The sequence below is a fragment of the Halorubrum yunnanense genome (genome assembly GCF_026586675.1).
In the GTDB taxonomy this organism is placed as follows: domain Archaea; phylum Halobacteriota; class Halobacteria; order Halobacteriales; family Haloferacaceae; genus Halorubrum; species Halorubrum yunnanense.
The window spans coordinates 43949-70355 of the sequence record NZ_JAODIX010000027.1; the positions used below are offsets into that span (position 1 = coordinate 43949).

30 protein-coding genes are annotated in these 26407 nt (G+C 70.8%); 13 read left to right on the forward strand and 17 right to left on the reverse strand.

Translation table 11 applies throughout. From position 1 onward, the window contains the following. Positions 1-99: 99 nt before the first annotated feature. Positions 100-738 (reverse strand): LysE family translocator, encoded by a 639-nt coding sequence (locus tag N5096_RS05930; RefSeq protein ID WP_267663396.1) that lies wholly within the window; start codon positions 736-738, stop codon positions 100-102. Between the two features lie 84 nt (positions 739-822). After that, on the reverse strand, positions 823-2157 hold the full coding sequence (locus N5096_RS05935) for an amidohydrolase (RefSeq protein ID WP_267663397.1): 1335 nt from the start codon (positions 2155-2157) through the stop codon (positions 823-825). Positions 2158-2274: 117 nt separating this feature from the next. Between N5096_RS05935 and N5096_RS05940 the strand changes: the two genes are divergently transcribed. Both N5096_RS05940 and N5096_RS05945 read left to right on the forward strand, forming a co-directional pair. Beyond that, a complete protein-coding gene (locus N5096_RS05940; protein ID WP_267663398.1) occupies positions 2275-3120 on the forward strand; it encodes a PHP domain-containing protein in 846 nt (281 codons plus the stop codon). A 23-nt stretch (positions 3121-3143) separates the two neighbouring features. After that, a complete protein-coding gene (locus tag N5096_RS05945; protein WP_267663399.1) occupies positions 3144-3485 on the forward strand; it encodes a dihydroneopterin aldolase family protein in 342 nt (113 codons plus the stop codon). A gap of 7 nt (positions 3486-3492) precedes the next feature. Here N5096_RS05945 and N5096_RS05950 read toward each other — a convergent pair whose 3' ends face one another. Beyond that, positions 3493-5124 (reverse strand): GTPBP1 family GTP-binding protein, encoded by a 1632-nt coding sequence (locus N5096_RS05950; protein ID WP_267663400.1) that lies wholly within the window; start codon positions 5122-5124, stop codon positions 3493-3495. 102 nt (positions 5125-5226) lie between these two features. Further along, entirely contained in the window at positions 5227-6207 is a 981-nt protein-coding gene (locus N5096_RS05955; RefSeq protein ID WP_267663401.1) for a transcription initiation factor IIB, read from the reverse strand. Positions 6208-6371: 164 nt separating this feature from the next. Here N5096_RS05955 and N5096_RS05960 point away from each other — a divergent pair, with 164 nt between their 5' ends. Then, positions 6372-6884, forward strand: coding sequence for a DUF7858 family protein (locus N5096_RS05960; protein WP_267663402.1), 513 nt, complete (start codon positions 6372-6374; stop codon positions 6882-6884). A 34-nt stretch (positions 6885-6918) separates the two neighbouring features. Here N5096_RS05960 and N5096_RS05965 read toward each other — a convergent pair whose 3' ends face one another. From N5096_RS05965 to rnz, 3 genes are all read right to left on the reverse strand, one after another. After that, positions 6919-7707: a P-loop NTPase family protein gene (locus N5096_RS05965; protein WP_267663403.1), complete on the reverse strand. Its 789-nt coding sequence runs from the start codon at positions 7705-7707 to the stop codon at positions 6919-6921. Positions 7708-7801: 94 nt separating this feature from the next. Next, positions 7802-8221, reverse strand: a complete 420-nt coding sequence (locus tag N5096_RS05970) for an HIT family protein (RefSeq protein ID WP_267663404.1) — start codon at positions 8219-8221, stop codon at positions 7802-7804. A gap of 73 nt (positions 8222-8294) precedes the next feature. Continuing rightward, a complete protein-coding gene (rnz, locus tag N5096_RS05975) occupies positions 8295-9227 on the reverse strand; it encodes a ribonuclease Z (RefSeq protein WP_267663405.1) in 933 nt (310 codons plus the stop codon). Positions 9228-9390: 163 nt separating this feature from the next. Between rnz and N5096_RS05980 the strand changes: the two genes are divergently transcribed. Then, complete coding sequence (locus N5096_RS05980; protein ID WP_267663439.1) at positions 9391-9720, forward strand: DUF7538 family protein; 330 nt, start codon at positions 9391-9393, stop codon at positions 9718-9720. Between the two features lie 149 nt (positions 9721-9869). Continuing rightward, positions 9870-11816: an ABC transporter ATP-binding protein gene (locus N5096_RS05985; RefSeq protein ID WP_267663406.1), complete on the forward strand. Its 1947-nt coding sequence runs from the start codon at positions 9870-9872 to the stop codon at positions 11814-11816. Positions 11817-11838: 22 nt separating this feature from the next. Here N5096_RS05985 and N5096_RS05990 read toward each other — a convergent pair whose 3' ends face one another. Next, positions 11839-12183 carry a DUF5789 family protein gene (locus N5096_RS05990; protein ID WP_267663407.1) on the reverse strand — a complete coding sequence of 115 codons (345 nt, stop codon included), beginning with the start codon at positions 12181-12183 and terminating at the stop codon, positions 11839-11841. Positions 12184-12284: 101 nt separating this feature from the next. Between N5096_RS05990 and N5096_RS05995 the strand changes: the two genes are divergently transcribed. Beyond that, on the forward strand, positions 12285-13031 hold the full coding sequence (locus tag N5096_RS05995) for a creatininase family protein (protein WP_267663408.1): 747 nt from the start codon (positions 12285-12287) through the stop codon (positions 13029-13031). An 82-nt stretch (positions 13032-13113) separates the two neighbouring features. Here N5096_RS05995 and N5096_RS06000 read toward each other — a convergent pair whose 3' ends face one another. The 5 genes from N5096_RS06000 to N5096_RS06020 all read right to left on the reverse strand — a co-directional run bounded on the left by N5096_RS06000 (position 13114) and on the right by N5096_RS06020 (position 16299). Continuing rightward, positions 13114-13323, reverse strand: coding sequence for a hypothetical protein (locus N5096_RS06000; RefSeq protein ID WP_267663409.1), 210 nt, complete (start codon positions 13321-13323; stop codon positions 13114-13116). A gap of 110 nt (positions 13324-13433) precedes the next feature. After that, the gene (locus tag N5096_RS06005; protein ID WP_267663410.1) at positions 13434-13853 is read right to left on the reverse strand and encodes a DUF5790 family protein; all 420 of its coding nucleotides are present in this window, start codon (positions 13851-13853) and stop codon (positions 13434-13436) included. Positions 13854-14005: 152 nt separating this feature from the next. Next, complete coding sequence (locus tag N5096_RS06010; RefSeq protein ID WP_267663411.1) at positions 14006-14812, reverse strand: aldo/keto reductase; 807 nt, start codon at positions 14810-14812, stop codon at positions 14006-14008. 182 nt (positions 14813-14994) lie between these two features. Beyond that, positions 14995-16053: a siroheme decarboxylase subunit beta gene (gene ahbB / locus N5096_RS06015; protein ID WP_267663412.1), complete on the reverse strand. Its 1059-nt coding sequence runs from the start codon at positions 16051-16053 to the stop codon at positions 14995-14997. A gap of 87 nt (positions 16054-16140) precedes the next feature. Continuing rightward, positions 16141-16299 (reverse strand): DUF7317 family protein, encoded by a 159-nt coding sequence (locus tag N5096_RS06020; RefSeq protein ID WP_176329372.1) that lies wholly within the window; start codon positions 16297-16299, stop codon positions 16141-16143. 290 nt (positions 16300-16589) lie between these two features. Between N5096_RS06020 and N5096_RS06025 the strand changes: the two genes are divergently transcribed. Together N5096_RS06025 and N5096_RS16500 are read left to right on the forward strand one after the other, a co-directional pair. Then, positions 16590-17690, forward strand: coding sequence for an anthranilate phosphoribosyltransferase (locus N5096_RS06025; protein WP_267663413.1), 1101 nt, complete (start codon positions 16590-16592; stop codon positions 17688-17690). Between the two features lie 156 nt (positions 17691-17846). Then, a complete protein-coding gene (locus tag N5096_RS16500) occupies positions 17847-17996 on the forward strand; it encodes a DUF7563 family protein (RefSeq protein WP_425493562.1) in 150 nt (49 codons plus the stop codon). A gap of 45 nt (positions 17997-18041) precedes the next feature. Here N5096_RS16500 and N5096_RS06030 read toward each other — a convergent pair whose 3' ends face one another. The 3 genes from N5096_RS06030 to N5096_RS06040 all read right to left on the reverse strand — a co-directional run bounded on the left by N5096_RS06030 (position 18042) and on the right by N5096_RS06040 (position 19989). After that, the gene (locus N5096_RS06030) at positions 18042-18875 is read right to left on the reverse strand and encodes an NAD+ synthase (protein ID WP_267663414.1); all 834 of its coding nucleotides are present in this window, start codon (positions 18873-18875) and stop codon (positions 18042-18044) included. Between the two features lie 86 nt (positions 18876-18961). Then, the gene (locus N5096_RS06035) at positions 18962-19609 is read right to left on the reverse strand and encodes an NUDIX hydrolase (RefSeq protein ID WP_379790048.1); all 648 of its coding nucleotides are present in this window, start codon (positions 19607-19609) and stop codon (positions 18962-18964) included. Next, positions 19606-19989 carry a hypothetical protein gene (locus tag N5096_RS06040; RefSeq protein ID WP_267663415.1) on the reverse strand — a complete coding sequence of 128 codons (384 nt, stop codon included), beginning with the start codon at positions 19987-19989 and terminating at the stop codon, positions 19606-19608. Before N5096_RS06040 ends, N5096_RS06035 begins: the two co-directional genes overlap by 4 nt. 97 nt (positions 19990-20086) lie before the next feature. On the opposite strand from N5096_RS06040, the gene N5096_RS06045 reads away from it, so the two are divergent. The 4 genes from N5096_RS06045 to N5096_RS06060 all read left to right on the forward strand — a co-directional run bounded on the left by N5096_RS06045 (position 20087) and on the right by N5096_RS06060 (position 23561). Beyond that, positions 20087-21043, forward strand: a complete 957-nt coding sequence (locus N5096_RS06045; protein WP_267663416.1) for a DUF5787 family protein — start codon at positions 20087-20089, stop codon at positions 21041-21043. A gap of 74 nt (positions 21044-21117) precedes the next feature. Next, entirely contained in the window at positions 21118-21525 is a 408-nt protein-coding gene (locus tag N5096_RS06050; protein ID WP_267663417.1) for a CBS domain-containing protein, read from the forward strand. 109 nt (positions 21526-21634) lie between these two features. Next, complete coding sequence (locus tag N5096_RS06055) at positions 21635-22999, forward strand: LLM class flavin-dependent oxidoreductase (RefSeq protein WP_267663418.1); 1365 nt, start codon at positions 21635-21637, stop codon at positions 22997-22999. Positions 23000-23156: 157 nt separating this feature from the next. Further along, a complete protein-coding gene (locus N5096_RS06060) occupies positions 23157-23561 on the forward strand; it encodes a tautomerase (RefSeq protein ID WP_267663419.1) in 405 nt (134 codons plus the stop codon). Positions 23562-23565: 4 nt separating this feature from the next. Here the strand turns inward: N5096_RS06060 and N5096_RS06065 are convergent, their stop codons facing one another. Next, a complete protein-coding gene (locus N5096_RS06065; RefSeq protein ID WP_267663420.1) occupies positions 23566-24039 on the reverse strand; it encodes a deoxyuridine 5'-triphosphate nucleotidohydrolase in 474 nt (157 codons plus the stop codon). A gap of 234 nt (positions 24040-24273) precedes the next feature. On the opposite strand from N5096_RS06065, the gene N5096_RS06070 reads away from it, so the two are divergent. Continuing rightward, a complete protein-coding gene (locus N5096_RS06070) occupies positions 24274-26262 on the forward strand; it encodes an aconitate hydratase (RefSeq protein WP_267663421.1) in 1989 nt (662 codons plus the stop codon). Positions 26263-26407 lie beyond the last annotated feature (145 nt).

Consider the following 26407-nt stretch of genomic DNA (forward strand, 5'->3'; position numbering starts at 1 on the left):
CCGACCGGTAATTCGGGTCGATTCGTCTCGCGCGCGGGTTGGCCCGACGCGCCTCGCTCCTCGCGAGCGCCGTCTCCCCCCGCTCACGAGCGTCACCCCTCACAGCCCTTGCCCCCCGTCGAGCGCGAGCTTCAGGCCGAAGCCGACCAGGACGCTCCCGCTCGCGTATCGGACCGCTCGCCGCCCCGCCATCGAGTCCAGCAGGAGGTGCCGGACCCGGTCGGCGAACAGCGCCACGCCGACGAGATACAGGAGGCTGAGCCCCGCGTACACGACTCCGAGGACCGAAAGCTGGAGGGTGGCGTCCGCGGTCGCGGGGACGAACTGCGGGAAAAAGGCGAGCACGAAGACGGCCACCTGCGGGTTGGTGACGTTGATCGTAACCGCCCTCCGATACGAGCCGACGACCGAGCGGTCCTCGGTCCCGGCCGACTCGTCGATATCGAACGTCTCGTCGTCTCTGAGCAGCTGCACGCCGAGGTACACTAGATAGGCGGCGCCGACGTACTTCATGAGGACGTACGCCTCGGCGGTCGTGCGCAGGAGCGCGGACAGCCCGACCACCGCGGCGGCCGCGTGCACCAGCACGCCGGTGGCCGTTCCGACCGCCGCGGCGACCCCGGCCGCGCGACCGCCGCCGAGGCTCTGCGCGATCGTGTATATCGAATCCGGTCCGGGGGAGACGACGACCGCCATCACCGCCGGGACGAACGCGACCACGACGGGCAGGTCGATCACGACCGGCCTGTCGGTCGGCGATCGATTAACTCTGTCCGTCCCGCCTGGCGCGCGGCTCGTGCCGGCACCTCCCGCCGCACCGCTTCACACCCCGCTATCGACGCGCTCGACGAGGTCGCTCGCGGCGTCCGCCGCGCGCTCTCGGACCGCCTCGGCGTCGAGCGTCAGGACCTCGCGGTCGCGCATGAGCACCCGGCCGTCGCAGACCGTGTGCCGCACGTCGCTCCCCCGCGCCGCGTACGCGAGGTGCGAGACGGGGTCGTGAACGGGCGTCAGGTGCGGGGCGTCGAGGTCGACGACGGCGAGGTCGGCGGCCGCGCCCGGCTCGATCCGGCCGCCGGGGAGCCCGAGCGCCTCAGCGCCCGCCGCGGTCGCCATCTCCACGACCGCCTCGGCCGGGACCGCGGCGGCGTCGCCCGCGGCGAGCTTTCCGAGCATGGCGGCGTCGCGCATCTCGTCGAAGACGTCGAGGTCGTTGTTCGAGGCCGCCCCGTCGGTGCCGAGCGCGACCGTGACGCCCGCGTCGCGAAGCCGCTGGACGGGTGCCATCCCGCTGGCGAGCTTCATGTTCGAGGCCGGGCAGTGGACGACCGCGGTCCCCGCGTCTGCGAGCCGCTCGATCTCCGAGTCGTCGACGTGGACGCCGTGCGCGAAGAAGTCGTCCGGCCCGAGCGCGTCCAGGTCCTCGGCGTACGTGACCGGGCGCTCGCCGCGCTTGTCGACGATCGGGTCGACCTCCTCGGCCGTCTCGTTCGCGTGGAGGTGGACCGGGACGCCCGCCTCGCGCGCCTCGGCGACCCCCTCGCGGAGGTACGCCTCGCCGACCGTCGTCAGCGAGTGCGGCATGAACGCGGTCCGGATCCGCCCGTCTGCGGCCCCCTCGAGGTCGCGGGCGACTGCGAGGCTCTCCTTGACGTCCGCGCGGGCGTCCGCGTCGTCCTTGCCGACCGTGACGACGCCGTGGCCGAGCCGCGCGCGCAGGCCGGCGCGGTCGACGACGTCCGCCACGCGGTCCATCGCGAAGTACATGTCTGCGAACGCGGTCGTCCCCGAGCGAATCATCTCCAGGGCCCCGAGCGCGGCGCCGGCCTCGACGTCGTCGGCCGTCAGCTCGGCCTCCGCGGGCCAGATGTCCTCCCGGAGCCACGCGTCCAGCTCCTTGTCGTCGGCGTACCCCCGGAGCAGCGTCATCGCGACGTGCGTGTGCGCGTTGACGAGCCCCGGGACCACGAGCCCCCCCTCGGCGTCGAGCGTCTCGTCGACGTCGGGGACCGCTTCGGCGGCGGTCGCCTCGTCGCCCGCCGTCTCTTCGCCCACCGCGAGGATCGTTCCCGCGTCGCGGTCTATCGTCACGTCGGAGCCGGTCACGGAGCCGTCCGGGCGCAGGACCCGCCCGCCGGTCACGCGAAGCGCGTTCATACGGGCCGGTTCCCCCTCCCGGACCAAACCGCTTCGGTTCCGGCGACGGTGGGAGCGTCGTCCGCCGCCCCCGGCTCCCGCGACGGGCTTAGGCCGCTGCGGCCCTTTCGGTTACGCGTGACCGTCGACGTCCACGCGCACACGTCCTACTCCGACGGCTCCGGGATCCCGCTTATGGTCGACGCCGCCGAGGCGGCGGGGCTCGACGCGGTCGGGTTCGCGGACCACTGCAGCCTGAGCGAGGCGTGGCGCGACGAGCGGCTCCTCTGGAACCGCAACTTCGACCGCACGCACGGGCGTCGCCGCGAGGCCCTCGCGACCGCCGCCGACCCCGCCGACCTGACGCTCTACGACGCGGTCGAGATGGACTACGAGCCCGAGCTGGAGGGCGCCATCCGGGAGTTCCTCGCCGACGCCGGGTTCGATTACGCGGTCGGGAGCGTCCACTACGTCGCCGGCAAGCAGGTGTTCCCGTTCGAGTCGTTCGCGGACGCGAGCGACGCAGAGCGCCGGGCGTTCGTCGACGACTACTACGACGCCGTCGTCTCGCTCGTCGAGTCGGAGCTGTTCGAAGTGCTCGCGCACGCCGACCTCGTGGAGAACCACCCCGCGCTCAACGGGCTCACGACCGCCGCCCATCGAGAGCGAGTCGCGGCCGCCTGCGCCGACTCCCGGACGGTCCCGGAGATCAACGCCGGCCGAGCCGGCGACCGCGGCGAATTCGACCTCTTCCACCCGACCGACCCGTTCGTGGCGGCATTCCGCGACCGCGGCGTCCGGTTCGTCGTCGGGACCGACTCGCACGACCCCGAGGACTTCGCGGACCGGGTCCCGCGGCTGGAGCGCTACCTCGACGAGACGGGGATCGAGCCGCTCGCGGTCGAGGAGGTCGTCGGCGGTTCCCCGGGGGATTCTCTGAGTACCCCGGAGACGGGACCGCCGGACCCCTCCGAAGCCCCTTAGGCCGCCGCCCCCGCAGTGCGGGTATGGCAACCGACGCCCAGCAGGCGTGTTTCGAGGCCGGGATCAAGTTCGGCTCGCTGTACCACCAGTTCGCGGGGACGCCCGTCAGCCCGTCGAGCGCGCGGAGCCTGGAGGCCGCGATGGCGGAGTCGATCGAGAATCAGCCGTTCTGCGAGTCGGTGACCGTCACCGTTCACGACGACCGCGTCGCCGACGCGATCGACCACGAGAACGGCTACACCGAGCTCACCGGCTCGCTGATGGACGTGGAGATGCGGATCGAACACGAGGGCGTGACGGTCCGGACGCAGATGACCATGACCGACGGCTACCCGCTGATGGAACTCGTCTCGGTCGAGGACTGAAGCGCGGTTACTCTCCCGGAAACGCGTCCCGGATCGTCCCGACGCCCTTGCTCGACCCTTCCCGGAAGACGAACCGCTGGCCCTCCTCGACGAGGTACGGCCGGAACTTGAACCGCACCCGTGTCCGGCCGGTGTCGCCGGGGAGGAGCCGGCCCCCCTCGGGCGCGAAGACGGCCGCCTCGGAGACGGTTTCCACGTGGACGACCGGTTCGTACCCCTCTTGGATCCGCGTCGGGTGGTTCAGCACCATCACCTCGGCCTCGAACTCGCGGACCGGTTCGGGGCCGCTCCCGCGGGGCACCAGGGCCATCCCGCGCTCGACATCCTCCTCGTCGACGCCCTTCAGCGCGATCCCGACGATCCGGCCGGCGGTCGCCTTGTCGACCCGGTGGTAGTGCATCTCGATCGACCTGACTTCCACCTCACGGAAGGAGCCGTCCGCCATCGGACCGAGCAGGAGCTCGTCGCCGGCCTCCACGGTGCCGGAGTTGACCGTGCCCGACGCGACCGCGCCGACGCCGGTCACCTTGTAGCTCCGGTCGATGTACATCCGGAACTCCTCGCGCGCCGGAGTCGCCCGCTTCGGCAGCGTCTCGAACAGCCGGTCGAGCGTTCCGATCCCCTCCTTCGTCACCGCGCTGGTCCGGAGGAGCGGGACGACGCCGTCCCCGACCTCCGCGACCGCCGCGTCGATCCCGTGTCGGTCGACGAGCAGGGGCGTCTGGCCGGCGTCCCGGAGCACCGATTCGACCTCGCGCTCGGCTTCCGCGAGCCGCCCGTCGCTCACGGCGTCGGCCTTGGTGATCGCGACGACGGTCGGCAGCTCGGTCGCGAGCAGGATACCGAGGTGCTCGCGGGTCGTCTTCGTCGGCCCGTCGTCGGCGGCGACGACGAGGAGCCCGTAATCGAGCTTCTGGCCGACGAGCCCGCGGATCGTCGTCCGGAGCCACGGCTCGTGGCCGACGGTGTCGACGAACGAGACCAGCCGGTCCGCCTCCTCGACGATCCGCGCGCGGTCGGACTTGCGGTGCGGGTTGTCCATCCGAACCGGCTCGTCGCCGCCGTCCTCGAACCCGTAGACGGCGTACGACAGGTCGGCGGAGAGCCCCCGCTCGACCTCGTGCGGCTGGACGTCGAGGAAGCCGCGCGTGCCCCCCTCCCCGTCATCGGCCCGCCCGGTGACGAGGGTGCCGACGAGCGTCGACTTCCCGTGGTCGACGTGGCCCGCCGTCCCGATCACGAGGTGGTCGTCGTCCGTCTCGAACATCCCGCCGTCGCGGAGGGTGGCGAGACCGACGAGCCCATCCGAACTGCCGTCGCCCGCGGTGCCGGCGCTCCACGTCTCCGCGTCGGCGATGTGGGCGTCCGCCTCGTCGGCCAAAAGCGAGAGGACGTCCATCGTCTCGGAGAAGGCGTCGGGCGAGATCCCGGCCAGCCCGCCGTCGTCGGTGACCCCGAGGACGTACGTCGCCTCGCCGTCCCCGGAGAGCACCCGGTGACGGAGCTGGGCCACGAGCGACTCCATCCGGCCCTCGGCCAAGTGGACCTCGCGGGTCAGCCGCTCTTTGAACTCGATTTCGCCGCCGTCGCGCTCGCCGCGCTCGATGGCCCGCCGGAGGGCGGACCGGTCAGCGCTCATATCTGATTGTAGGCGACAGCCGGGCTTAACGGTTTTCGTGCGATACGTCCCCACTCCACGCGACCGGTACCGAGCGCTCGGGAGGCCTCCCGAGCGGTCTGTTCACTCGGTCAGGTCCACGTACGTCCGCCGGACCGTCACGGGCGTCACGTCGGCCACGTCGGCCGCCTCCTGCTGCGTGCAGTCGGCGCCCAGCTCGCGGGCCGCGGTGTACAGGCAGGCGGCGGCGACGCCGACCGGGTTACGGCCGTTCGCGATCCCCTCTCTCACGGCGCGCTCCGCGAGTTCGCCGGCGCGCCGCTCCACGTCGGCCGCACAGTCGAGGTCGCTCGCGAACCGCGGGAGGTACTCGGCGGGACCCGTCGGGCCGATCGGGAGCCCGAGCTCGCGGTTCATCGCGTCGAAGGCCGCCCGATGCTCGTCCTCCGTCGCCTTCGCCTCGGCGCAGACCTCCCCGACGGTCCGGGCGACGTCCGCGGTGCGACAGGCGACGTAGACGCAGGCGGCCGCGAAGCCCTCCAGCGACCGGCCCCGTAGCAGGCTCTCGTCCTGCGCGGAGTCGAACAGCGTGCACGCCGTGTCGCGGACGCTGTCGGGCAGCTCTAGGACGCCGGTCAGGCGCCGGACCTCGGTGTACGCGTACACCTTGTTGCGGTCGCGCTTGGTCGAGATCTGCGCGCGGTTATGCTGGGTCCGCATCCGGGCGAGCCGCCGCCGCTTGCGGCCCTTCACCTTCGTCGACCGCCCGATCTCCGTCGAGAGGCCGCGGTCGTGCCGAGAGCGCGTGAGGGGCGCGCCGGTGCGCTTGGGGTTCGCGTCGTCGTCGTCGAACGAGCGCCACTCCGGGCCGTGGTCGATCCGGTCGGCCTCGACGACGAGCCCGCAGTCGGTACAGACGCGCTCGGCGGAGTCGACGCGGGTCCGGCCGCCGCACTCGGGGCACTCGTCGACGGCAGTCGATTCGGTCGCGGTCGTCTCCGCGTCTCCGGCCGCCTCCCCCTCGGCGGTCGCGGTCGTCTCCTCGGCGCGGTCGGTCGTCTCGGTGCGGTGCGAACGGGCGCGGGTCGAGCGTGCCTGGCTCATCACACGTCGAACTCGGGCCCGATGCCTTACTTAAACCCGGGAGAATTCGGGGGTGATCGCCCGGATCGACGCGCTCGAACCGACCGGTTACCGGTCGGTGAACCCGGCACTCCCCCCTGCCGCAGTACGGTGGTTTTAACCCTTGGAGCGAGCCATCTCTCCGCATGACACTGTCGGAGATCGCGGACGGGCTGGAGGTGACCGCGAGCCAGCGCGATCGCGGGGTCGCCGTCGCCGACGACACGGAGACGCCGCTCGTCGACCGGATCGCGGCGCACGCGGACGACCTGCCGTGTACCCCGGCCGCGACCGCGACGCTGGTCGACGCGTACACGGCCGGCCAGAGCGTCGGCGACGCCGCCCGCGAGGCCGGGGTGACGCCGATGACGGGCGCGAAGGCGCTGCACCGCTGCGGCGTCGATGGCGTCTGCCCGCTCGCACCGAGCCGTCGAAGCGTCGTCCGCGACTGGCTCGACGGCCGGATCGCGCGCAGCGAGGCGGTCGCGCTTGCCGGCGGCGACGAGGCCGACTTCGCGTTGGCGACGTACGTCGAGACCCACGACCCGGTCCCCGCGGTCGCCGACGCGGTCGACGCGCACGTCGCGGGCTCCGCGCCGCTCGGCGACGGCCTCCGCGGCGACGGCGACGCGCTCGGGTCGCCCGACGGGCTGCGCTGAGCGGCGAGAACTTCTCGTCACTCGTTTTTCCGTCTCAGGACCGGAGCCGCTCGACCAGCCCCGGCTCCTCGAACTCGATCCCGAGCGAGGCGTCGAACGCGCGCTCGTACGCCTCGGCCAGCGCCGCGACGTACTCCCCGGTCCCGGTCGTCGCCTCGGGAGCGCTCCCCACCACGGGATCGGTCGGCGGGAGCTCGGTGTCCGCCCTCCCCCCGTCGCCGCGCTCCGAGCCGGACTCCCCGGCGCGGTCCACCGCGATCGTCCCGTCGACGCTTCCGCCGACGTCGGCGACCCGACCGCGGAGCCGCTGGAGCGCGTCGCGGCCGTGCGCGGTCGCGGGGGTCACCGCCTCGACCCGGTCGGCGGCCGCGACCGCCCCGACCGCCTCGTTCGAGCCGACGGGCGCGGCGTCGACCACCACGGCGTCGTAGGCGGTCGCCGCCTCGCCGATCCGCCGCTCCAGCTTCCGCGCCGCCTCCGCCGTCTTCGCGCGGGCGGCGCGCTCGAAGGGCGCGCGGGCCGGGACCGCGTCGGCGCGTCCCGGGAGGGCCGCCGTGTCCCCGTCGCCGTTCCCCTCGCCTTCGACGTCGATCGGGTACGTCGCCGCCGACAGCGACGCGTCGGTCTCGTCGGTGAGCAGCGCCGTGAGGTCGGTGCCGATCCGCCCCGCGACGTGCTCGGAGAGCCCCTGCGTCGTGAACGCGGCGTCGACCACGGCCACGTCGCGGTCGTCGCGCGCCCCGATCGCGGCCAGTTCGACGGCGGTTCGCGTCGTCCCCGCCCCGCCGGTCGCCCCGACGAGCGCGAGCGTCGTCGCCTGCATGTGCTCGGCTACCCGGAGTGTCGCTGTTAACTCTGTTGCACGCCGCCGGGCGGGCGATCGGCCGACGCAGGCGAGGGACGCGGCGCCCGACCGCTCACTCGGCGATCGCTTCGGCGACCGCGTCCAGCTCGTCGTCGGAGAGGTCCGGTCGCTCGCCGCCCACCGCGTGGAGCGGCGCGCCGCCGTCGCCCTCGAACCGCGGGATGACGTGGACGTGGACGTGCGGGACCTCTTGGCCGGCCGCCTCGCCGTCGTTGATCCCGACGTTGGCGCCGTCGGCGCCGACGGTCGACCCGATGTGGGGGACGAGATCGGTCACGACCGCGAACAGCTCGCCCGCGAGGTCGTCGTCGAGGTCGCCGACGTGTTGGGCGTGTGACTTCGGGATCACGAGCGCGTGCCCCCGGGAGAGCGGGTTGGCGTCGAGGAACGCCAGCACGTCGTCGGTCTCGCGGACGGTCCGCGCCGGGATATCCCCGGCGACGATCGAACAGAAGATGCAGTCGTCGGACATACTCGAGAGGTCGTCGGCGCGACTCATCAAGGTTTCCCGGACCGAGGCCCCCGGCTTCGCGCGCCGCTCCGTCCTACTCGCCCGTGTCGGGGAACGGCACCTCGACGAGGTCGCCGTCGTCCGGGAGGAGACACTCGCCGTCGAACGCCTCCCTCGCCTCGCGGCGGATCGGCGAGGCGTCCGCGGCGTACCGCGAGGAAACGTGGACCAGCGCCAGTCGCCTCGCGTTCGCCCGGGCGGCGATCTCCCCCGCCTCGCGGCCGGTCGAGTGGGCCGTGTCGCGGGCGCGGTCGGCCATGTCGTCGGCGAAGGTCGCGTCGTGGACGAGCAGGTCGGCGCCATCGGCGACCTCGACCGTCCGCTCTCGCGGGCGCGTGTCGGCCGTGTACACCAGCGTTCGCCCGGGCCGCGGCGGTCCCACCACGCGCTCGGGCTCGACGACCGTCCCGTCGTCGGCCTCGACCGGTTCGCCGTCGTGGAGCCGACCGAACTTCGGGCCGACGGGGACGCCGAGCTCCTCCGCCTTCGGCCGGTCGAACCGGCCCGGGCGGTCGTCTTCCTCGAGGACGTACCCCTGCGACCGAGTGCGGTGTTCCGTCTCGAACGCGCGGACCTCGTAGCCGTTGGCGTCGAGCGCGACCTCGCCGGGCGCGACGGGCTCGATCCGGACCTCGAACGCGGGGTCGTGGCCGACCGCGTGCACGAGGTCGCGGAGGTCGCTTTCGGTCCCCGGCGGGCAGTGGATCGTCAGGGGGTCCGTCCGGTCGTTGAACCCGAGCGTCTGGACCAGCCCCGGGATCCCGAGGACGTGGTCGCCGTGGAGGTGCGAGACGAACAGGTGGCTGATCCCGAACCCGGTCCCGAACCGCATCATCCCGCGCTGGGTCCCCTCGCCGCAGTCGAAGAGAAGGCGATCGCCCTCGCGGTTGGCGAACAGTGCGCTCGGCGCGCGCTCGGTGGTCGGGACGGCGCCGCCCGTCCCGAGGAAGGTGACGCGAAGGGACATACCAGTCCTGTGGCCGGCGGCGATAAACTCCTTTCGAGGCGGGCGTCCCCCTCGTCGACCACGTCATCGCGGCCCCGTTGACCCCGGGACTGCCACGCGGCCCCGCCGACCGCGACGCGACCGAGGCCGAAGCCGACATGTGTCCGCCGCCCCGAACGCGACCGTGTACGACTCGATCGCCGCGCTGGTCGAACAGGAGGGGTGGCGCGCCGAGGGTGACGCCGCCCGAGTCCACTACGACGGCGGCGGCGACCGGTTCGCGGTGGAGTTCTACGCGGACGCCGAGCGCGTCCTCTACTGGACCGTACCGGCCCCGGCCGGAAGCGACCCCTCTGCGGCCGCCGACGGCTCGACGCCCCGCGACGACTCGACGGCGACCGCCACGGCCGCCCCGGTTCCCCGCGACGACGTCCCCGACCCCCTCCGACGTCGCATCCGAGAGGACCTCGCCGCCGCCGGCGCCGATCCCGACCTGGAGCGCCGCGGCGTCTGACCTCGCGTCCGGGCCGCCGTCGCCCCCTCTCACTCCGTTTCCCTCTCAGGCCCCGATCGAGCGTTTTGACGCCCGATAGCGGTGATTTACGCCGGTGTCTCTCGACTCGAAGGAAACCCATTTGCCGCCCGATACGGTAGGTAACGGTAATGAGTAGCGCCGAGTGGGAGGACGACGACCCCTTCGAGGAACAGCGGGACAAGATCGAAAACCCGATGAAACGGCTGTTCCTCGCGTACGGTCGCGACTACCTCCCGCAGGTCTCCGTCGGCGTCTTCGCCAGCGTCTTCGCCCGACTCTTAGACCTCCTCCCGCCGCTCATGCTCGGGATCGCCATCGACGCCGTCTTCTACGAGGACGCCCTGTTCAGCGAGCAGATCCCGCTCGTGGTCCTCCCGGACGCGTGGCTCCCGACGGGACAGACGGCACAGTTCTGGTTCACCATCGGCGTCATCGGGGCCGCGTTCGGCATCGGGGCCGCGTTCCACTGGATCCGCAACTGGGGGTTCAACGCCTTCGCGCAGAACATCCAGCACGACGTCCGGACCGACACGTACGACAAGATGCAGCGGCTGAACATGGAGTTCTTCTCCGACAAGCAGACCGGCGAGATGATGTCTATCCTCTCGAACGACGTGAACCGGCTCGAGCGGTTCTTGAACGACGGGATGAACTCCCTGTTCCGGCTCTCCGTGATGGTCGTCGGCATCGGCGCGCTGCTGTTCTGGATCAACTGGCAGCTCGCCTTGGTCGCGCTCCTCCCGGTCCCGATCATCGGCGGGTTCACCTATCTGTTCATCAAGACGATCCAGCCGAAGTACGCGGAGGTGCGCTCCTCGGTCGGGAAGATGAACTCCCGGCTCGAGAACAACCTCGGCGGCATCCAGGTGATCAAGTCGTCGAACACCGAGCCGTACGAGTCCGACCGCGTCGACGGCGTCTCGATGGACTACTTCGACGCCAACTGGGACGCGATCACGACCCGGATCAAGTTCTTCCCGGCGCTCCGCGTGCTCGCGGGTATCGGCTTCGTGGTCACGTTCGTCATCGGCGGGCTGTGGGTGTTTCAGGACACCCCGCCGGGCCCGTTCACCGGCGAGCTCTCGGTCGGGATGTTCGTCGTCTTCATTCTCTACACCCAGCGGTTCATCTGGCCGATGGCGCAGTTCGGGCAGATTATCAACATGTACCAGCGCGCCCGCGCCTCCTCCGCCCGGATCTTCGGGTTAATGGACGAGCCCTCGCGGCTCGCCGAGGACCCGGACGCCGAGGAACTGGTCGTCGGCGACGGCGATGTCGCCTACGACGACGTGAGCTTCGGGTACGACGAGGAGACTATCGTCGAGGACGTCGACCTCGCGGTCGAGGGCGGCGAGACGCTCGCCTTGGTGGGCCCGACCGGCGCCGGGAAGTCCACGGTGCTCAAGCTGCTGCTCCGGATGTACGACGTCGACGAGGGGTCCATTCGGATCGACGGGCAGGACGTGCGCGACGTGACCCTCGAGTCGCTCCGCCGGTCGATCGGCTACGTCGGCCAGTCGTCGTACCTCTTCTACGGCACCGTCCGCGAGAACATCACCTACGGCACCTTCGAGGCGACCGACGAGGAGGTCCGCGAGGCCGCGGAGGCCGCGGAGGCGCACGACTTCATCGAGAACCTCCCGGACGGCTACGACACGATGGTCGGCGAGCGCGGCGTGAAGCTCTCCGGCGGCCAGCGCCAGCGGGTCACCATCGCGCGGGCGGTGCTGAAAGACCCCGACATCCTCGTCTTAGACGAGGCGACCTCCGACGTCGACACCGAGACGGAGATGCTGATCCAGCGCTCGCTCGACCGGCTCACGACCGACCGGACGACGTTCGCGATCGCCCACCGGCTCTCGACGATCAAGGACGCCGACGCGATCCTCGTGTTGGAGGGCGGCGAGGTCGTCGAGCGCGGGAGCCACGCGGAGCTGCTCGACGACGGAGGCCTCTACGCCCACCTCTGGGGCGTGCAGGCCGGCGAGATCGACGAACTCCCACAGGAGTTCATCGACCGCGCCCAGGAGCGCACCGCGCGCCTGATAGCGGACGCCGAGAGCGACGACGACTGAGGGACCGAACGGTCAGTCCCGTTCACGTCGACAGCCGGCTCCAGCCGTCCGCGCCGCCGTTCCCGTCTCCCGCTTCGCCCGTCCCTCTTCCGTCTCCCGCGGTCGCCGCCTCCTCTCTCGTCTCTTCGCCCAGCGCGTCGATGATCGCGTCGCGCACCTGCCGCGGCTCGCCGAACTCCGTCCGCTCGCACCGCTCCAGCGCCGTCTCGAGGCGCTCGCTCTCGACTTCGGTCTCCAGTTCGAAGCCGCCGTACTGCTCGACCAGCTCCGCGACCGACACCGGGTACCGATGCTCGCGGAGCGCCCGCTTCAGCGGTCCGAACGTCACCCCTCTCGTTCGATCGTGTCCCTCGTCCTCGTTGCTCATGGGTGGCGTCTCGTCAGGTACCGGAATAGTTCCTCGGATTCCCGACCCTCGTATCGACCGGAGACCGTCGGCTATACGGCGCGTCCCGCCGAGGGGGCCGTATGCGACTTGCGGACGCCACCTGGACCGACGTGCGCGACGGCGACGTCGACGTCGCGTTCGTCCCCGTCGGCAGCACCGAACAGCACGGCCCCCACGCGCCCCTCGGAACCGACACGCTCGACGCCGTCGCCGTCGCGGAGGCCGGGGCGGCGGCGTACGAGGCGGAGCGCGACTCCGCTCCCGAAGTTGCCGTCGCCCCGCCGATACCCGTCGGGGTCGCCGAGGAGCACCGCACCTTCGACGGGACGATGTGGGTCTCGCCCGACGCCTTTCGCGCGTACGTCCGCGAAGCGGCCGAGTCGCTGCCGAGCCACGGGATCGACCGGGTGGTGTTCGTCAACGGCCACGGCGGCAACGTGGAGGCGCTCGCGGAGATCGCCCGCCGGTTCTCCCGCGACGGCGGCCACGACGGCTACGCCGTCGCGTTCACCTGGTTCGATGCGGTCGGCGAGCACGCGGGCGACATGGGTCACGCCGGCCCGCTGGAGACGGCGCTGCTGCGCGCGACGAACCCCGACCTCGTCCGCGAGGACCGCGTCGCGGCCGCGAGCGAGGACGCGGCCGACCGGTGGGGCGAGTGGATCTCGGGCGTGAACCTCGCGCACGACTCCGACGAGTTCGCGGAGAACGGCGTGGTCGGCGACCCCGCCGACGGCGACGCCGAGCGCGGCGAGGCGCTCTTGGAGCTCGCGAGCGACGCGCTCGCGGAACTGGCGGCGGCGGTCGTCAAGCGGGAGTCTGTTTAAAAGGCGACCGGCGCCGTCGAGGTCCTGTCTATCTAGATCCGCATGGCAGCGAACGATGCAGTATTTAAATACGGCACCGTTGTCAGCGCGCCGGCGTCGCTTCCTCGGGGACGGCGTAGGGCTGGCCGCAGCCGTGTATCTCCAACGTACAGTCGGGACAGGCGGTGTGCTTCTCTCGACGGTGCTCGACCGACTGTCGCTGTCGCTGCGGGTCCGCCTCCAAGCGATCCCGCAGCTTGCCCGGTAATTCGCTGAACTCCACGACGGCGCTCCCGCAGACGGGACAGTCCATAGGACGAATCTCTTCCTCTACCAGTAAAGAGACGTTGGTGCTCTGGCGACCCCCGCGCTCGGCGCGCTGTCCGTGTCAACGCATGACCGACCCGTCGCGCGGGACGCCGACTACTCGTTGTCTTCGTCGTCCTCGCTCGCTTCTGCCGCGTCCTGCAGGGCGCCGCGGATCGCGGGGATCGTGCCCGTGAGCGAGGCGACCTCCTCGGCCGCGCTCTCGATGTCGCCGACGAGCGACTCCAGCTCCTCGATCTCCGCTTTTAAATCGTCGGCGTCCTCGAAGGCGTCGGCGCGCTCGCCGAGCACGTACGCCTTCTTCGCCGACCGGACGGAGCCGGTCGCGTCGCCGACGTCGAGGGCAGACTTGAGCCCGTTGAGGGCGCCGAGCACGTTGTCCGCGTCCGTCTCCCACACGTCGTCCGGGTCGGGGAGTTCGCCCCGGGCGGCCGCGAGGTGCTCTTCGACCTCGGCGCGCGTCTCCTCGGCCGCCTCGCCGAACAGGTCGTCGTCGTCGAACGTGGACTGGGCCATACCCGACATGTCGTCCCGACGCCTTTTAAAAACGCGCCCGAAAGCGAAAGTGAAACCGCCGCCGACGGGGCGTCAGGGTCTCGGTTCGATGCGGGACGGCGTTCAGTTCCGCCCCGGGCGACCGCCCACTCGCCCGGCCGAGGCGACTCCGGTCACGCCCCGTTCCACGACGCGTCCTCGAAGTCGACGACGCGCTCGCTCCGCTCGAGCGCGTCGATCCGCTCGACGTCCTCGGGGTCGAGGTCGAGATCCCGCGCCGCCCAGTTCTCCTCGACGTGGTCGAAGCTCGCGGCCTTCGGGATCGGCGCGACGCGCTCCTTCGAGAGCAGCCACGCGAGGCTCACCTGCGCCGGGCTGGCGCCGTGTCTCGCGGCGATCTCCCGGAGGACGTCGACGTCGGCGACCCGGTTGCGCGCGATCGGCGAGTACCCGACCAGGTAGTGGCCGTGTTCGACCGCGAGCTCCCGCAGCTCCGCCTGCTGGAGCAGCGGGTGACACTCGACCTGGTGGGCGAACACGTCGTGGTCGAGCCGGTCGATCGCGGTTTCGAGCTGGTCGGGCCGGAAGTTCGAGAGCCCGATCCGGTCGACGACGCCCTCGTCGACGAGGCCGTCGAGCGCGGGCAGCGTCTCCTCCGGGTCGTAGGTGTCGATCGGCCAGTGGACGTACAGCAGGTCGATCGAGTCGACACCGAGCCGGTCGCGGCTCACCCGCGCCGTCGCGGTCGCGTCGTCGTACGAGAGGTTCTCCGTCGAGAGCTTCGTCGCGACGAACACGTCCTCGCGGTCGACGTCGGCGCGGTCGATCCCGGTCCCGACCGACGCCTCGTTGTCGTACCCCTGCGCGGTGTCGACGTGGCGGTACCCCGTCTCGACCGCGTGAGCGACCCCGCCGACGCACTCCTCGCCGCCCGCCAGCTTGTACGTCCCGTACCCGAGTCGACCGAACGCGTCGGACATACCAGTTCGGGGGGCGGGAGCCCCCTCAACGTACCGGTCGGGATCTCGCCCCACCCTCCCGCTCCGGCGCCGACGCCCTCGGCGGCGAGCCCGGTGACGACGCCCTCGACGCGGACGAGCCCGCCGCGTCGCTCGGCGACGACTGACCTCCGCGGCCTCCCTCCCCGCCGTCTCGCCTCCCGTCAGTCGCCGTCGGCGACGAGGTCCTCGTACCGCGCGCCGGTCTGTTTCAGCGTCTCTGTCGAGTAGAGCCGCTCGTGGGTGAAGGGGAGGTGGTCGGACGCCAGCTCGTCGATCTTGGCGTCGACCGCCTCGGCTTCGCGCCCGTGGATCATCGTGAACAGGTTGTACTCCCACCCCTGGTCGCTCCGGCGCGGCCGGTGGTAACACAGCGTGACGTACGGGAGGCTCCCGACCGCCTCGCCGCGCTCGTCGAGCTCGTCGTCGGGCACGTCCCAGACCACCATGCAGTTGTTCGTGAACCCGGTGACGACGTGGTTGACGACGCAGCCGATCCGCTTGATGCAGCCGTCCGCGAGCAGGCGCTCCACCCCCGCGAGGACGCCGTCGAGTGGGGCGTCGATCTCGTCCGCCACGTCGGCGTAGGGGGTCGAAGACAGCGGGAAGCCGTCCTGGATCGCCAGGAGGAGGTCGGCCTCGAGAGGGGTGAGGTCGCCGCGAGCGTTCTCGGAGATGCGGGTGGCGGAGACCGCCGTGTGGTCCAGTGACTCTCGCGCGAACCGATCCGCGTTGACGACGGGGAACTCCAAGTCGATGTAGTAGTCCGTGAGCATCGGGAGCGCCAGTACCTCGCAGCCGGTCCGCTCCTCGATCTCCGCGAGGATCGCGTCGCGCTTCTCGCGCGAGCCCGCGGTGACGACGAACCACTGGTTCCACTCGTGGTCGCGCCGGTAGTTGTGGTTCACCTGCCGGTAGCCGTTGATGACCTCGGCGACCTCGTCGAACCGGTCCTCGGGCGCGCGCACCGCAGCGAGGGTCGACGAGCCGATGACAGGCGGGTTGAGCACTGCTCCGAACCGCCGGAACACGCCGCGCTCCCGGAGGTCGCGGACGCGGTCGAGCACCTCGCCGGCGTCGACGTCGACGCCCGTCTCGGCCGAGACCTCGCGAGCGACCCGCTCGAACGGGCGCGACTCGACGGGGAAGCCGCTCTGGTACTCGTCGATGAGCGCGGCGTCGACCGCGTCGATGTCGGCCCGCCAGTCGGCGTCCAGACTCATTGGGTTCGGTTGGGGTCGCGCGTACCTACGGGTTTCGGAGGGAGCCCGCTGTTCCGGTGACGGGCCGGCGGTGCCGGACAGGAAGGGTCAGTCGTCAGCGGGGGTCCGCCCCGACGCCGGCGCGAAGGCCCGGGCGCTCTCCTCCAGCTGCGCCGCAGAGCAGCCGCCGACGGTGGCGGCCTGTTCGAGCGTTAGGGTGCGAGCGCGATACAGCGTGAGTGCGGTGGCGACGGATTTGGACGTCATCGTGTACGTCCCTCTAATAGCTGACCGATTATATAGTTCTAACGCTTTTTGCACCTTGTCTCGGGGACTCATGAGCAGGTATACTGGCTAATACAAAACTAAAACCGTCTAATAATGCCCGATCGACCTGTTTCAATATGTGAACGACTCGCACGGGACTCGCGTGAAACCCCCCCGTCGACGGAGTCCTCGGCTCGCGCGCGCTCGGCCGACGGCGAGTTTGACCGGTCCGTTCCCGCCGCGCGGGAGTCGAGCGAGGGACTTTTCGTTCGAGAACCCGAACGATGCGTATGGCTCAGGCGACCCAAGAGTTCGGCGAGTGGCCCCTCAAGCGGCTGATGACCGAGGTCTGCGGCTCCGGCCACAAGTCGGCCGACGACCTGACGCGCGCGCAGGCGACCGAGGCGTTCGAGCGCATCCTCGCGGGCGAGCCGGACCCGACCACGCTCGGGGCGTTCTGGCTCTCGAACCGCTGGAAGCGGAACACGCCCGAGGAGCTCGGCGCGTACGTCGACGCCATGTGCGAGCGCGTCGAGTACGCGGAACCCGACGTCGACCCCGTCGACTGCGGCGCCAACTACGACGGGAAGGGGCGCTCCGCGATCCTCGGCGTCGCGGCCGGCGCGGTCGCGGCCGCGGCCGGGACGCCAGTCGTCGTTCACTCCGGCGACAGGGTCCCCACCCAGAAGCAGGACGCTTATAAACACGTCCTCGACGAGCTGGGCGTCCGCACCGAGCTGACGCCCGCGGACTCGGCCGACATGGTCGACGAGACCGGCTTCGGCTTCTACTCCCAACCCGAGTTCAACCCCGCGATCGACGACCTGTTCGACCGCCGGGACATGATGGGCGTCCGGTCGTTCGTCAACACCATCGAGACGCTGGCGAACCCCGCCGGCGCGTCGGTCCACCTCGGTTCCTTCTATCACCTCGCGTTCGCGAAGAAGGTGGTCGACACGTTCGTCGCGAGCGAGTTCCACGACCTCGATCGCGTCCTCATGTTCCAGGGGATGGAGGGGTACGACGACGTCCGCCCCGGCTACACCAAGGTCGCCGAGTGGGACGCGGTCGGCGGGAGCGACGGCGAGGAAGCCGGCAGCGGCGGCGCCTCCTTCGACGACTTCGAGATCGAGACCGCCGAGTACGGGATGGACCTCGAGGAGGCGGACCTCGCGGTCGACGACGTCGCCGCCGACTCCGCCGAGATCACGGAGGCGGTGCTGGCCGGCGACCGCGACGGCGCCTTCGCCGACGCGGTCGCGGTCAACGCCGCGCTCCGGATCTACGCCCGCGAGGACGCCGACTCGATCGAGCAGGGGTTGGAGACCGCCCGCGAGGTCATCGACGACGGCTCCGCGATGGGTGTTCTCGAGGCGCTCCGCGGGTTCTGAGGCCCGTACTCGCGGCGACGTCCCCGGCTTTCGAGCGCGTTTCGGGAGGGGTTTTGGGGTAAGTTGGGAAAGCCCACTTCGGCGCTCGTGACCGACTCCCACACGCACAGAACATCATGATACACCACGCCACCTCACACGGCGGGAGCCCCCGCTATCCCCACGTGTGAACACTGCGACGCGCACGTCTCTGACCGGTTCGCCCGCGTGTTCTCTGACGCGCGCGGTCGGACCCACGCGTGCCCGAACTGCTCGGCCAACGCCGGTATCGGGGAGGTCACAAAACAGCGGGCGCACGACGCCTGACGGGGTCTCTTCTCTCCTCGGCTTCGCGGTCCCCGGCAGCGTCGGCTACCGCTCCGGAGCCGGCGGCATCGACCGCTTGTGCGCGCTGCGCTCGTGGAGGTCGACGACGCGGTCGACGGCCTCCGCGGGCACGTCAAGCTCGCGCACCGTCGCCGCCCGGGAGAGCCCGCCGTCGACGTGGACCGCTACGATCGCGTCGACGGTGTCGTAGTCGAGGCCCATCTCCTCGGCGTCGGTCTGCCCCTCCCACATCCCCGCGGTCGGCTCCTGCATCACGAGGTCACGCGGCACGCCGACGTGGGCGGCCAGCTGTCGGACCTGCTGTTTGTAGAGGTCCCCGATCGGGTTACAGTCGACCGCCTGATCGCCGTACTTGGTGTAGTACCCCGTCATCGCCTCCGCGCGGTTCCCGGTCCCCAGCACCACGCGGTCCTCCGCGTTAGCGACGAAGTAGTTCAGGACCGCCCGAGTCCGGACGTAGACGTTGCCCGCCGCGGTCCGGTCGTCCGCGGCCCCCGGAAACGCGTCGAAGACGGCCTCCGCGATCGGCTGGATCTCGACCACGTCGTACTCGATCCCGAGTTCGTCGGCGACGCGCTCCGCGTCGCTCATCACGTCCGGGTCGTTCACTTCGGCGGGCATCGTGATCCCGTGGAGGCCGTCCTCGCCGAGCGCCTCGACGGCGAGGTGCGCGGTCAGCGTCGAGTCGATCCCGCCCGAGAGGCCGAGGACGGCGCCCTCGGCGCCCGCCTCGTCCACGATGTCAGCGATGAACGAGACAAGGCGCTCGCGTGTCGCCTCCAACTCTTCCTCCGAGAGCCGGAGGTCGAGCGGCGGGTCGTCCGACAGCAACACCGACTGCTCCGATGTCTGACTCATAAACGAAGAGAGGGGCCGAGACGACTAATATCCCCGCTTTTCCCCGACGAACTGGACGTCCGTTTGGTTTCCCCGCGGTCTCCGGGTCACAGTAGCCCCTCCTCTTCGGCCAACAGCAGCCCCTCCAGCGTCGCGTCGTTCGTCGGCGGCTCGCGGGCGACCTCCAGCGCCTCCTCGACCGGGACCGTGCGCGGCGAGAGGAACTCGTTGCTGTCGTGGTCGACGTCGACCGGTTCGAGCCCCTCGGCGAACACGTAGCCGCGCGTGTGGCGGAGCACGCCCGTCGAGCACCACACCTCTTGGAGCAGCGACGTCGATGAGGGCGCGAAGCCGGTCTCCTCGGCGAGCTCGCGCGCCCCGGCCGCGGCGTACGACTCGCCGCGCTCGACGATCCCCGCGGGCAGCTCCAGTTGGGTGTTCCGGACGGTGGGACGGTACTGCTCGACGAACAGCACTTGCCCGTCGGCGACCGCGATCACGACCGTCGCGGGCGACAGCTCCGCCCAGTAGTACTTCTTCTCCGACCCGTCCGGCTGCTTGACGCGGTCGTATCCCCCGACGAACCAGCCGGGGTCGTACTCCACGGCGACCTCCCTGACCGGCCACTCCGGCTCGCCCGGCAGCGAGTGGTTGCGGCCGTCGGAGAAGGCCGGGAGGTCGCGGAGGTCGGCGGCCGGGGCGTCGTCGCCCTCGCCTAGCTTCTCGCCGTCGGCCGGCTCCTCGCCGTCGCTCACGGCTGCACCACCTCCACGCGGTAGGCCGTTCCCTCGTACCGCACGCGGACCCCATCGCCGGTCGCGGCTCCGGGGGTCTGTCGCGTGAGTGCGTCCACCTCGTCGAAGGGGGTGTGGGTGAACCACTCCTTGATCCCGTACGAGTCGGCCCGGTACGGGTCGGAGCGCCCGTCGTCGCTGGTGAGCGCGCTCGTCAGAAACGGCCACCGACGGTCGGAGACGTTGCTGACGTCGGCCGCCGTCTCGTCCGTCTCGATCGGTTCGGCGGTCAGGTAGTAGGGCTCGCCGCTGCCGAGGTAGCTCGGGAGCGCGCCCAGCGCGAGCAGGACGACGACCACCAGGGCGATGACGACGAGGAGGTTCCGGGTGACCCGGCGCATGGTCGACGTTGTCGCCCCCCGGGAATACCGGTTTCGACCGCGGCGGCCCGGCCGCCCGCGCCGACGCGCTTTACTCGCCGGCGCCCTTCTGTCCCCCATGGAGTTCCGGTTCGAGCTGGCGCTGTGCGCCGCGCTCGAATCGCCGGATCGGGTCGTCGCCCGCCAGCTCGGCGCCGGCGTCACGAACCCCGGCGGCCGGATCGTCGACGTCTGCGTGCTGGAGCCCGGACCGGGGTTCGACCGCCGGGCGGCGATCACGCCCGAGCGGATCCCGGACCCCGCGATCGAGGCCGCGGTCGGCCCCGGCGAGGCGGTCACCGTCGCGGAGGCGTTCGATCTCTCCCCGGACCGGGCGGCCGCCGTCGTCGATCGGGCGGTCGAGGTCGGCTACCTCGAACGCGAGCGCCGTGACGGGCGCCCGGTTGTGCGCACGACCGCCCGGTACCCCGACGACTGGGTCGACTCGCTGACCGCGATCGAGAACAAGCCCGACCTCGGGACGCCGGGCGACCTGCGGGCGCAACTGCGGTACGACGTCGCGCTCGGGCTGTTCGACGAGGCGATCCTCGCCACCGCTTCGTACGTCACCCGCGCGCACCTCAACCGGATCCCGGACCCGGTCGGTGTCTGGCGGTTCGACCCCAAGACGGGCGAGCGCGAGGTGGTCCGGGAGCCGACGCCGCTCTCGCCCGGCGCGTCCGGCGTCGAGATCCGCGAGGAGCGGTCGCTCCGGACCGACGTCGCCCTTGTCGGCCCGGACGCGTTGGCCCGAAAGCGGCGCCGGATCGCGGAGCGCGCGTACGGGAAGGGGTGGCGACCGGCACCGCCGGACTGCGCGCACGCGACGGGCACCGCCGACGGCCGGCCGTACTGCGAGCGGTTCGACCGGGTGGTCGACCCCGGGCGCGACTGTGGCGCGGGCTGCGTCGCTCACGACCCGGCGGACCCGCCGGGGGTCGACCGCGAGGGCCTGCGCGACGAGCGGACCGCGTGGATCGCCGACCCCGACGGCGACGGGCCGCGCCGGCAGTCGGGGCTCTCGCGGTTCCTGTGAGGTCGCGGCGCCGGTACGGCGCCCCTGTCGGGCCGCGTGCGAATGCTTATACCCCGAGCGACGGTCCATCGGGTATGGACGAAATCGACGACGCGTTCGTCGCGCGGCTGATGACGAGCGAGCTCTACACGGTGACGCCCGACACGCTGGTCGAGGACGCGGCCGCCGTGCTGCTCGACAACGACATCAGCTCGGCGCTGGTCGTCGATGACGACGGCGACCTGGTCGGTATCCTCACTACGACCGACTTCGTCGACATCGTCGCGAAGAGCCAGCCGAAGGCGGAGACGACCGTCGAGCGGTACATGACGCGAGACCCGATCACGGCGAGCGCGCAGGACTCCGTCTCGGCGGTCGCCTCGCTCATGGTCGAGCACGGCTTCCACCACGTGCCCGTCGTCGACGGAGGCGCGCCGATCGGGATCATCACCACCACCGACTTCGCCGCGTACGTCTCCTCGCCGGGAACGCCGTCGCCGTAGGACCCCGTTTCGTCGCCGCAGTCCGTCCGCAGCTCCCTCCGCGTCCGCGACGCCGACAAGTGACGCCCCTTTCTGTGGGATATTACGCGGGCCCCGCCTACCCGGCGACATGCCCGACCACCTGCATCTCAACCTCTTCACCATGGCCTCCGTCGAGCACGTCTCGCCGGGGTCGTGGACCTACCCCGGCGACCGGTCGCCCGAGTACACCGACCGCGGGTACTGGACCGAGATCGCCCGGACCGCGGAGCGGGGCGGGTTCGACGCGGTGTTCTTCGCCGACGTGCGCGGGGTCTACGACGTCTACGGCGACGACCGCCACACGGCCGTCGAGAAGGCGGTCCAGACGCCCGCGAGCGACCCGCAGCTCGTCGTCCCCGCCATGGCGGAGGTCACCGACGAACTCGGGTTCGCCGTCACGCGCTCGACGACGTACACCCACCCCTACCAGCTCGCGCGGGAGTTCTCGACGCTCGACCACCTCACCGACGGGCGGGTCGCGATCAACGTCGTCACCTCCTACCTCCAGTCGGCCGCCGAGAACCTCGGGCTCTCCGAGCGGATGGACAAGGAGACGCGCTACGACCGCGCCGACGAGTTCCTCGACGTCTGCTACAAGCTGTGGGAGGAGTCGTGGGACGACGACGCGGTCGAGATCGACCGCGACTCCGGGCGGTACACCGATCCGGAAAAGGTCTCCGCGATCGACCATGACGGCGAGCAGTTCTCCGTGCCCGGCCCCCACGGCTGCGAGCCCTCTCCCCAGCGGACTCCCGTCGTGTATCAGGCCGGCTCCTCCGACCGCGGGCGGGAGTTCGCGGCCGCGAACGCCGAGGCCGTCTTCGCCAGTCAGCCGACCGAGGAGGGCGTCCGCGAGTACATGGCCGACGTGAAGTCGCGCGCGGCCGACCGCGGTCGCGACCCCGAGAGCCTGCGGTTCTTCATCGGGGTCGTCCCCGTCGTCGGCGAGACGCAGGCCCTCGCGGAGGCGAAGTACGAGGAGTACAAGCGCCACGTCGACGTCGAGGCGACGCTCGCGCTCCTCTCCGGGTTCCTCGACATGGACCTCTCGGAGCTCGACCCGGACCAGAGGGTCGAACACATCGAGACGGACGCGATCCAGGGGACGATGAACGCGTTCACGAAGGCCCAGCCGGACCGCCAGTGGACCGTCCGCGAGGTCGCGGAGTTCTGTGGGCTCGGCACCACGTCGCCGAAGATCGTCGGCACCCCGGAGCTCGTCGCCGACGAGCTGGCGTACTGGCACGAGGAGGTCGGCGTCCACGGGTTCAACGTGAAGGAGGTCGTCTGCCCCGACTCGCTGACGGACTTCGTCGACCTCGTCGTCCCGGAGCTGCGCGAGCGGGGGCTCGTCCCGGACCCCGACGACCGCCCCGCGGGCGGTACCCTCCGCGAGCGCCTGCTCGGCGAGGGCCAGTCCCGGCTCCGCGACGACCACCCGGCGAGGCAGTAGGTCGGTCGCGTCGGTCGATACCGGTCCGGGTTCATCGGACCTGAATCCGACAGCGCTGCCGCCCTCGCTACCCTTAAGTACATTCCCCCGTTGCTACTCGACGACGCTTCGCTTGGAGGGCCGAAGCGTCAGCGGGGACCTACTGAACGCCGCGCCCGTGCCACCTTTTCCCGGCACGGGCGCGGCGTTCGTTCCTTTCACGTCGCCGAGCCGCGGCCTTTCCCGCCGCCGCGAGCGCGAGTCGTTCGCCGCGTTCGTCACCGACCGGTACGCCGAGGAGATGGCGACCACGGCGGGCCACGTCGCGGCGACGGTCGCCGAGCGCGAGCCGTCCGCGATGGCCATCGGGCGGGCGGTCGACGGCCCGCTGCTGTTCCTCGACGCGGAGGTGCGCGAGGGGCGCCCGTTCGAGTACAAGCGGGGGTTCGCGCTGGCCGTGATGGAGCGCGCGGTCGCGGCGTTCGGCGTCCCGGGGCCGAACGCCAAGGTCGTGTTCACCGAGCACGCCGGCGAGGACATGATGGGGATCGACCGGGTGGGCGGCGACTGGGAGGAGGAGTGACGCCTCAGCGGTTCTCTCCCTGATACGTCCCCTCGTACGTCCCGTCGTGGTCGGCCTCGGCGAACACCAGCTGGCCGATCCGCGCCCCCGGCTCGACCTCGATCACGTGCCCCACGTCGAGGCGCCCCTCGCCAACGCCCTCGTAGCCGGCGTCCCAGACGGCGGTGTCGAGGGTACACGAGTTCCGCAGCAGCGTCGACCGCGGGAGGACGAACCCGATGCGCCCGTCTGGGATCCGCACCGGCTCGCCGTACCGGACGACGTACGTCCCGGGATCCAGTCGGTACGCTCCCTCCTCGGGGTCGAGTTCCTCGCGCTCGCCCACCCGCTTCCCGTCGAGACGGACCGCGCCCGGTCCCGTCTGCTCGAAAACCGCGCCGACCGTGAGGTCGACGCCGTTCGGCTGTCGCTGCGTATCGTCGAGGTCGGCGTCGCCGGCTTCCAGCGCCGCCGCGACCGTCGCTCCCGAGTCGAACATGCTCGACCGGAACCCCGGCCGAGACTAAACGGTGTCGTCCGCGATCGCGGCGTCGATCCCCCGAGCGCGAACGTCCATCGAACCGCCTATACTCTCGTTACGCTTATCCCTCACATGCGGAGTGATACCACGTCCGTTCTCCCGTAATAATCGCTGGATTCCCCGATCCAACACGGTCGATCTTGCAAAAAACTCGCGGGTTTTATATCCACGGGAGGGCCATCATTCGGTGATATGGGACAAACGATTACGGAGCAGATCCTCGATGACCATCTCGTCGAGGGCGAGCTGACGCCCGGCGAGGAGATCGGCATCGAGATCGATCAGGTGCTGACGCAGGACACGACCGGGACGATGGTGTGGCTCCAGTTCGAGGCCCTGGACCTCGACGAGGTCCAGACGGAGCTGGCCGCGCAGTACTGCGACCACCAGACGTATCAGTTCGACTTCAAGAACACCGACGACCACCGCTTCCTCCGCTCCGCGGCCGGCACGTACGGCGCGTACTTCTCCCGGCCCGGCAACGGGATCTGCCACCAGGTCCACAAGGAGAACTTCGCCGCGCCCGGCAAGACGCTGCTCGGCTCCGACTCGCACACGCCGACGCCCGGCGGGCTCGGCGAGCTCGCGATCGGCGCCGGCGGCCTCGACATCGCCGTCGCCATGGGCGGCGGCCCCTACTACGTCGAGATGCCGGAAGTCGTCAACGTCCACCTCGAGGGCGAGCTCCCCGAGTGGGCGACAGCGAAGGACATCGCGCTCCACCTGCTCGGCGATCTGACCGTCAAGGGCGGCGTCGGCAAGATCTTCGAATACACCGGCCCCGGCGCCGAGAAGCTCTCGATCCCCGAGCGGACCACGATCACGAACCTCGGCACCGAGCTCGGCGCCACCTCCTCGATCTTTGCGACCGACGAGAAGACGAAAGACTGGCTCGCGCGCCAGGACCGCGAAGCGGAACACGTCGACCTCCAGCCCGACGACGACGCGGAGTATGCGGAGACCATCGAGGTCGACCTCGGCGAGCTCGAGCCGCTCGTGGCCGCGCCGTCGATGCCCGACAACGTCGCCCCCGTCAGCGAGTACGAGGGCACCGAGGTCGAGCAGGTCATCGTCGGCTCCTGTACCAACGGCGCCTACGAGGACATCCTCCCCAGCGCGAAGATGCTCGAGGGGCGCGAGGTCTCGAAGGGCACCGAGATGATCGTCGCGCCGGGCTCGAAGCAGGCGTCCGAGATGCTGGCCCGCGAGGGCTGGACCGCGGAGATGATGGCGGCCGGCGTCAACTTCTCCGAGGCGACGTGCGGCGCGTGTATCGGCATCGGCCACGTGCCCGCCTCCGACTCCGTCTCGCTGCGTACGTTCAACCGCAACTTCGAGGGTCGCTCCGGCATCGAGGACGACTCCGTCTTCCTCTGCTCGCCCGAGGTGGCCACCGCGGCGGCCATCACCGGCGAGATCGTCGACCCGCGCGACCTCGCCGACGACCTCGGCGACCTCGAGGCGCCCGGCCTGGAGATGGGGACGAAGTACGGCCCCGGGATGGGCGAGTCCGACTCCGACATCATCTCGCCCGACGAGGCGATCGACGACGGTCTGGTCAAGGGCCCGAACATCGGCGACGTGCCGCTGAAAGACGGGATCGACGTGGACGGCGGTGAGGCGCTCCTCAAGATGAAGGACAACATCACCACCGACCACATCATCCCGGCGACGGCGGACATCCTGAAGTTCCGTTCGAACATCGAGAAGCTCTCCGAGTTCACGCTGTCGCGCGTCGACGACACGTTCGCGCAGCGCTCGCTTGACGCCGACGGCGGCGTCCTCGTGGCCGGCGAGAACTACGGGCAGGGCTCCTCGCGTGAGCACGCGGCCCTCTGTCCGATGTACCTCGGCATCGAGGCCGTCTTCGCGCGGAGCTTCGCCCGCATCCACAAGGCGAATCTGTTCAACTTCGGTATCGTTCCGCTGGCGATCGACGCGGAGACGTACGAGCAGATCGAGCAGGGCGACGACCTCCGGATCGTCGACGACGTGCCCGCGGGCGTCGCCTCCGACCAAGAGGAGTTCACCGTGAGCGTCAACGACGGCGAGTGGGAGTTCACCGCCGATCTGGACGCCTCCGAGCGCGAGCGCGACATCCTCGGAGCCGGCGGCAAGCTCTCGTGGGTCAAACAGCAGCACGCCGACGACGGCTCCGGCGCGGCGCCGGCCGACGACTGAGCGCGCTGTCCACCGGCCAACGGCCGATCTCGGATCTCTGTCTCCCCTACTTTTCGACGCGGTCGCTCCTTCAGCGGTGGTCGCGCGGATCGGCGGCGGACGTCCCCGAAGCTCCACTCGCTTATTTATAAACAGTAGTCGCAGT

Coding starts and splice junctions, on each gene's coding strand:
- N5096_RS05935 (WP_267663397.1), bottom strand. CDS start 2,157: ATGAACGCGCTTCGCGTGACCGGCGGGCGGGTCCTGCGCCCGGACGGC.
- N5096_RS05945 (WP_267663399.1), top strand. CDS start 3,144: ATGGCAACCGACGCCCAGCAGGCGTGTTTCGAGGCCGGGATCAAGTTC.
- N5096_RS05950 (WP_267663400.1), bottom strand. CDS start 5,124: ATGAGCGCTGACCGGTCCGCCCTCCGGCGGGCCATCGAGCGCGGCGAG.
- N5096_RS05955 (WP_267663401.1), bottom strand. CDS start 6,207: ATGAGCCAGGCACGCTCGACCCGCGCCCGTTCGCACCGCACCGAGACG.
- N5096_RS05960 (WP_267663402.1), top strand. CDS start 6,372: ATGACACTGTCGGAGATCGCGGACGGGCTGGAGGTGACCGCGAGCCAG.
- N5096_RS05965 (WP_267663403.1), bottom strand. CDS start 7,707: ATGCAGGCGACGACGCTCGCGCTCGTCGGGGCGACCGGCGGGGCGGGG.
- N5096_RS05970 (WP_267663404.1), bottom strand. CDS start 8,221: ATGTCCGACGACTGCATCTTCTGTTCGATCGTCGCCGGGGATATCCCG.
- rnz (WP_267663405.1), bottom strand. CDS start 9,227: ATGTCCCTTCGCGTCACCTTCCTCGGGACGGGCGGCGCCGTCCCGACC.
- N5096_RS05985 (WP_267663406.1), top strand. CDS start 9,870: ATGAGTAGCGCCGAGTGGGAGGACGACGACCCCTTCGAGGAACAGCGG.
- N5096_RS05990 (WP_267663407.1), bottom strand. CDS start 12,183: ATGAGCAACGAGGACGAGGGACACGATCGAACGAGAGGGGTGACGTTC.
- N5096_RS05995 (WP_267663408.1), top strand. CDS start 12,285: ATGCGACTTGCGGACGCCACCTGGACCGACGTGCGCGACGGCGACGTC.
- N5096_RS06000 (WP_267663409.1), bottom strand. CDS start 13,323: ATGGACTGTCCCGTCTGCGGGAGCGCCGTCGTGGAGTTCAGCGAATTA.
- N5096_RS06005 (WP_267663410.1), bottom strand. CDS start 13,853: ATGGCCCAGTCCACGTTCGACGACGACGACCTGTTCGGCGAGGCGGCC.
- N5096_RS06010 (WP_267663411.1), bottom strand. CDS start 14,812: ATGTCCGACGCGTTCGGTCGACTCGGGTACGGGACGTACAAGCTGGCG.
- ahbB (WP_267663412.1), bottom strand. CDS start 16,053: ATGAGTCTGGACGCCGACTGGCGGGCCGACATCGACGCGGTCGACGCC.
- N5096_RS06020 (WP_176329372.1), bottom strand. CDS start 16,299: ATGACGTCCAAATCCGTCGCCACCGCACTCACGCTGTATCGCGCTCGC.
- N5096_RS06025 (WP_267663413.1), top strand. CDS start 16,590: ATGGCTCAGGCGACCCAAGAGTTCGGCGAGTGGCCCCTCAAGCGGCTG.
- N5096_RS06030 (WP_267663414.1), bottom strand. CDS start 18,875: ATGAGTCAGACATCGGAGCAGTCGGTGTTGCTGTCGGACGACCCGCCG.
- N5096_RS06040 (WP_267663415.1), bottom strand. CDS start 19,989: ATGCGCCGGGTCACCCGGAACCTCCTCGTCGTCATCGCCCTGGTGGTC.
- N5096_RS06045 (WP_267663416.1), top strand. CDS start 20,087: ATGGAGTTCCGGTTCGAGCTGGCGCTGTGCGCCGCGCTCGAATCGCCG.
- N5096_RS06050 (WP_267663417.1), top strand. CDS start 21,118: ATGGACGAAATCGACGACGCGTTCGTCGCGCGGCTGATGACGAGCGAG.
- N5096_RS06055 (WP_267663418.1), top strand. CDS start 21,635: ATGCCCGACCACCTGCATCTCAACCTCTTCACCATGGCCTCCGTCGAG.
- N5096_RS06065 (WP_267663420.1), bottom strand. CDS start 24,039: ATGTTCGACTCGGGAGCGACGGTCGCGGCGGCGCTGGAAGCCGGCGAC.
- N5096_RS06070 (WP_267663421.1), top strand. CDS start 24,274: ATGGGACAAACGATTACGGAGCAGATCCTCGATGACCATCTCGTCGAG.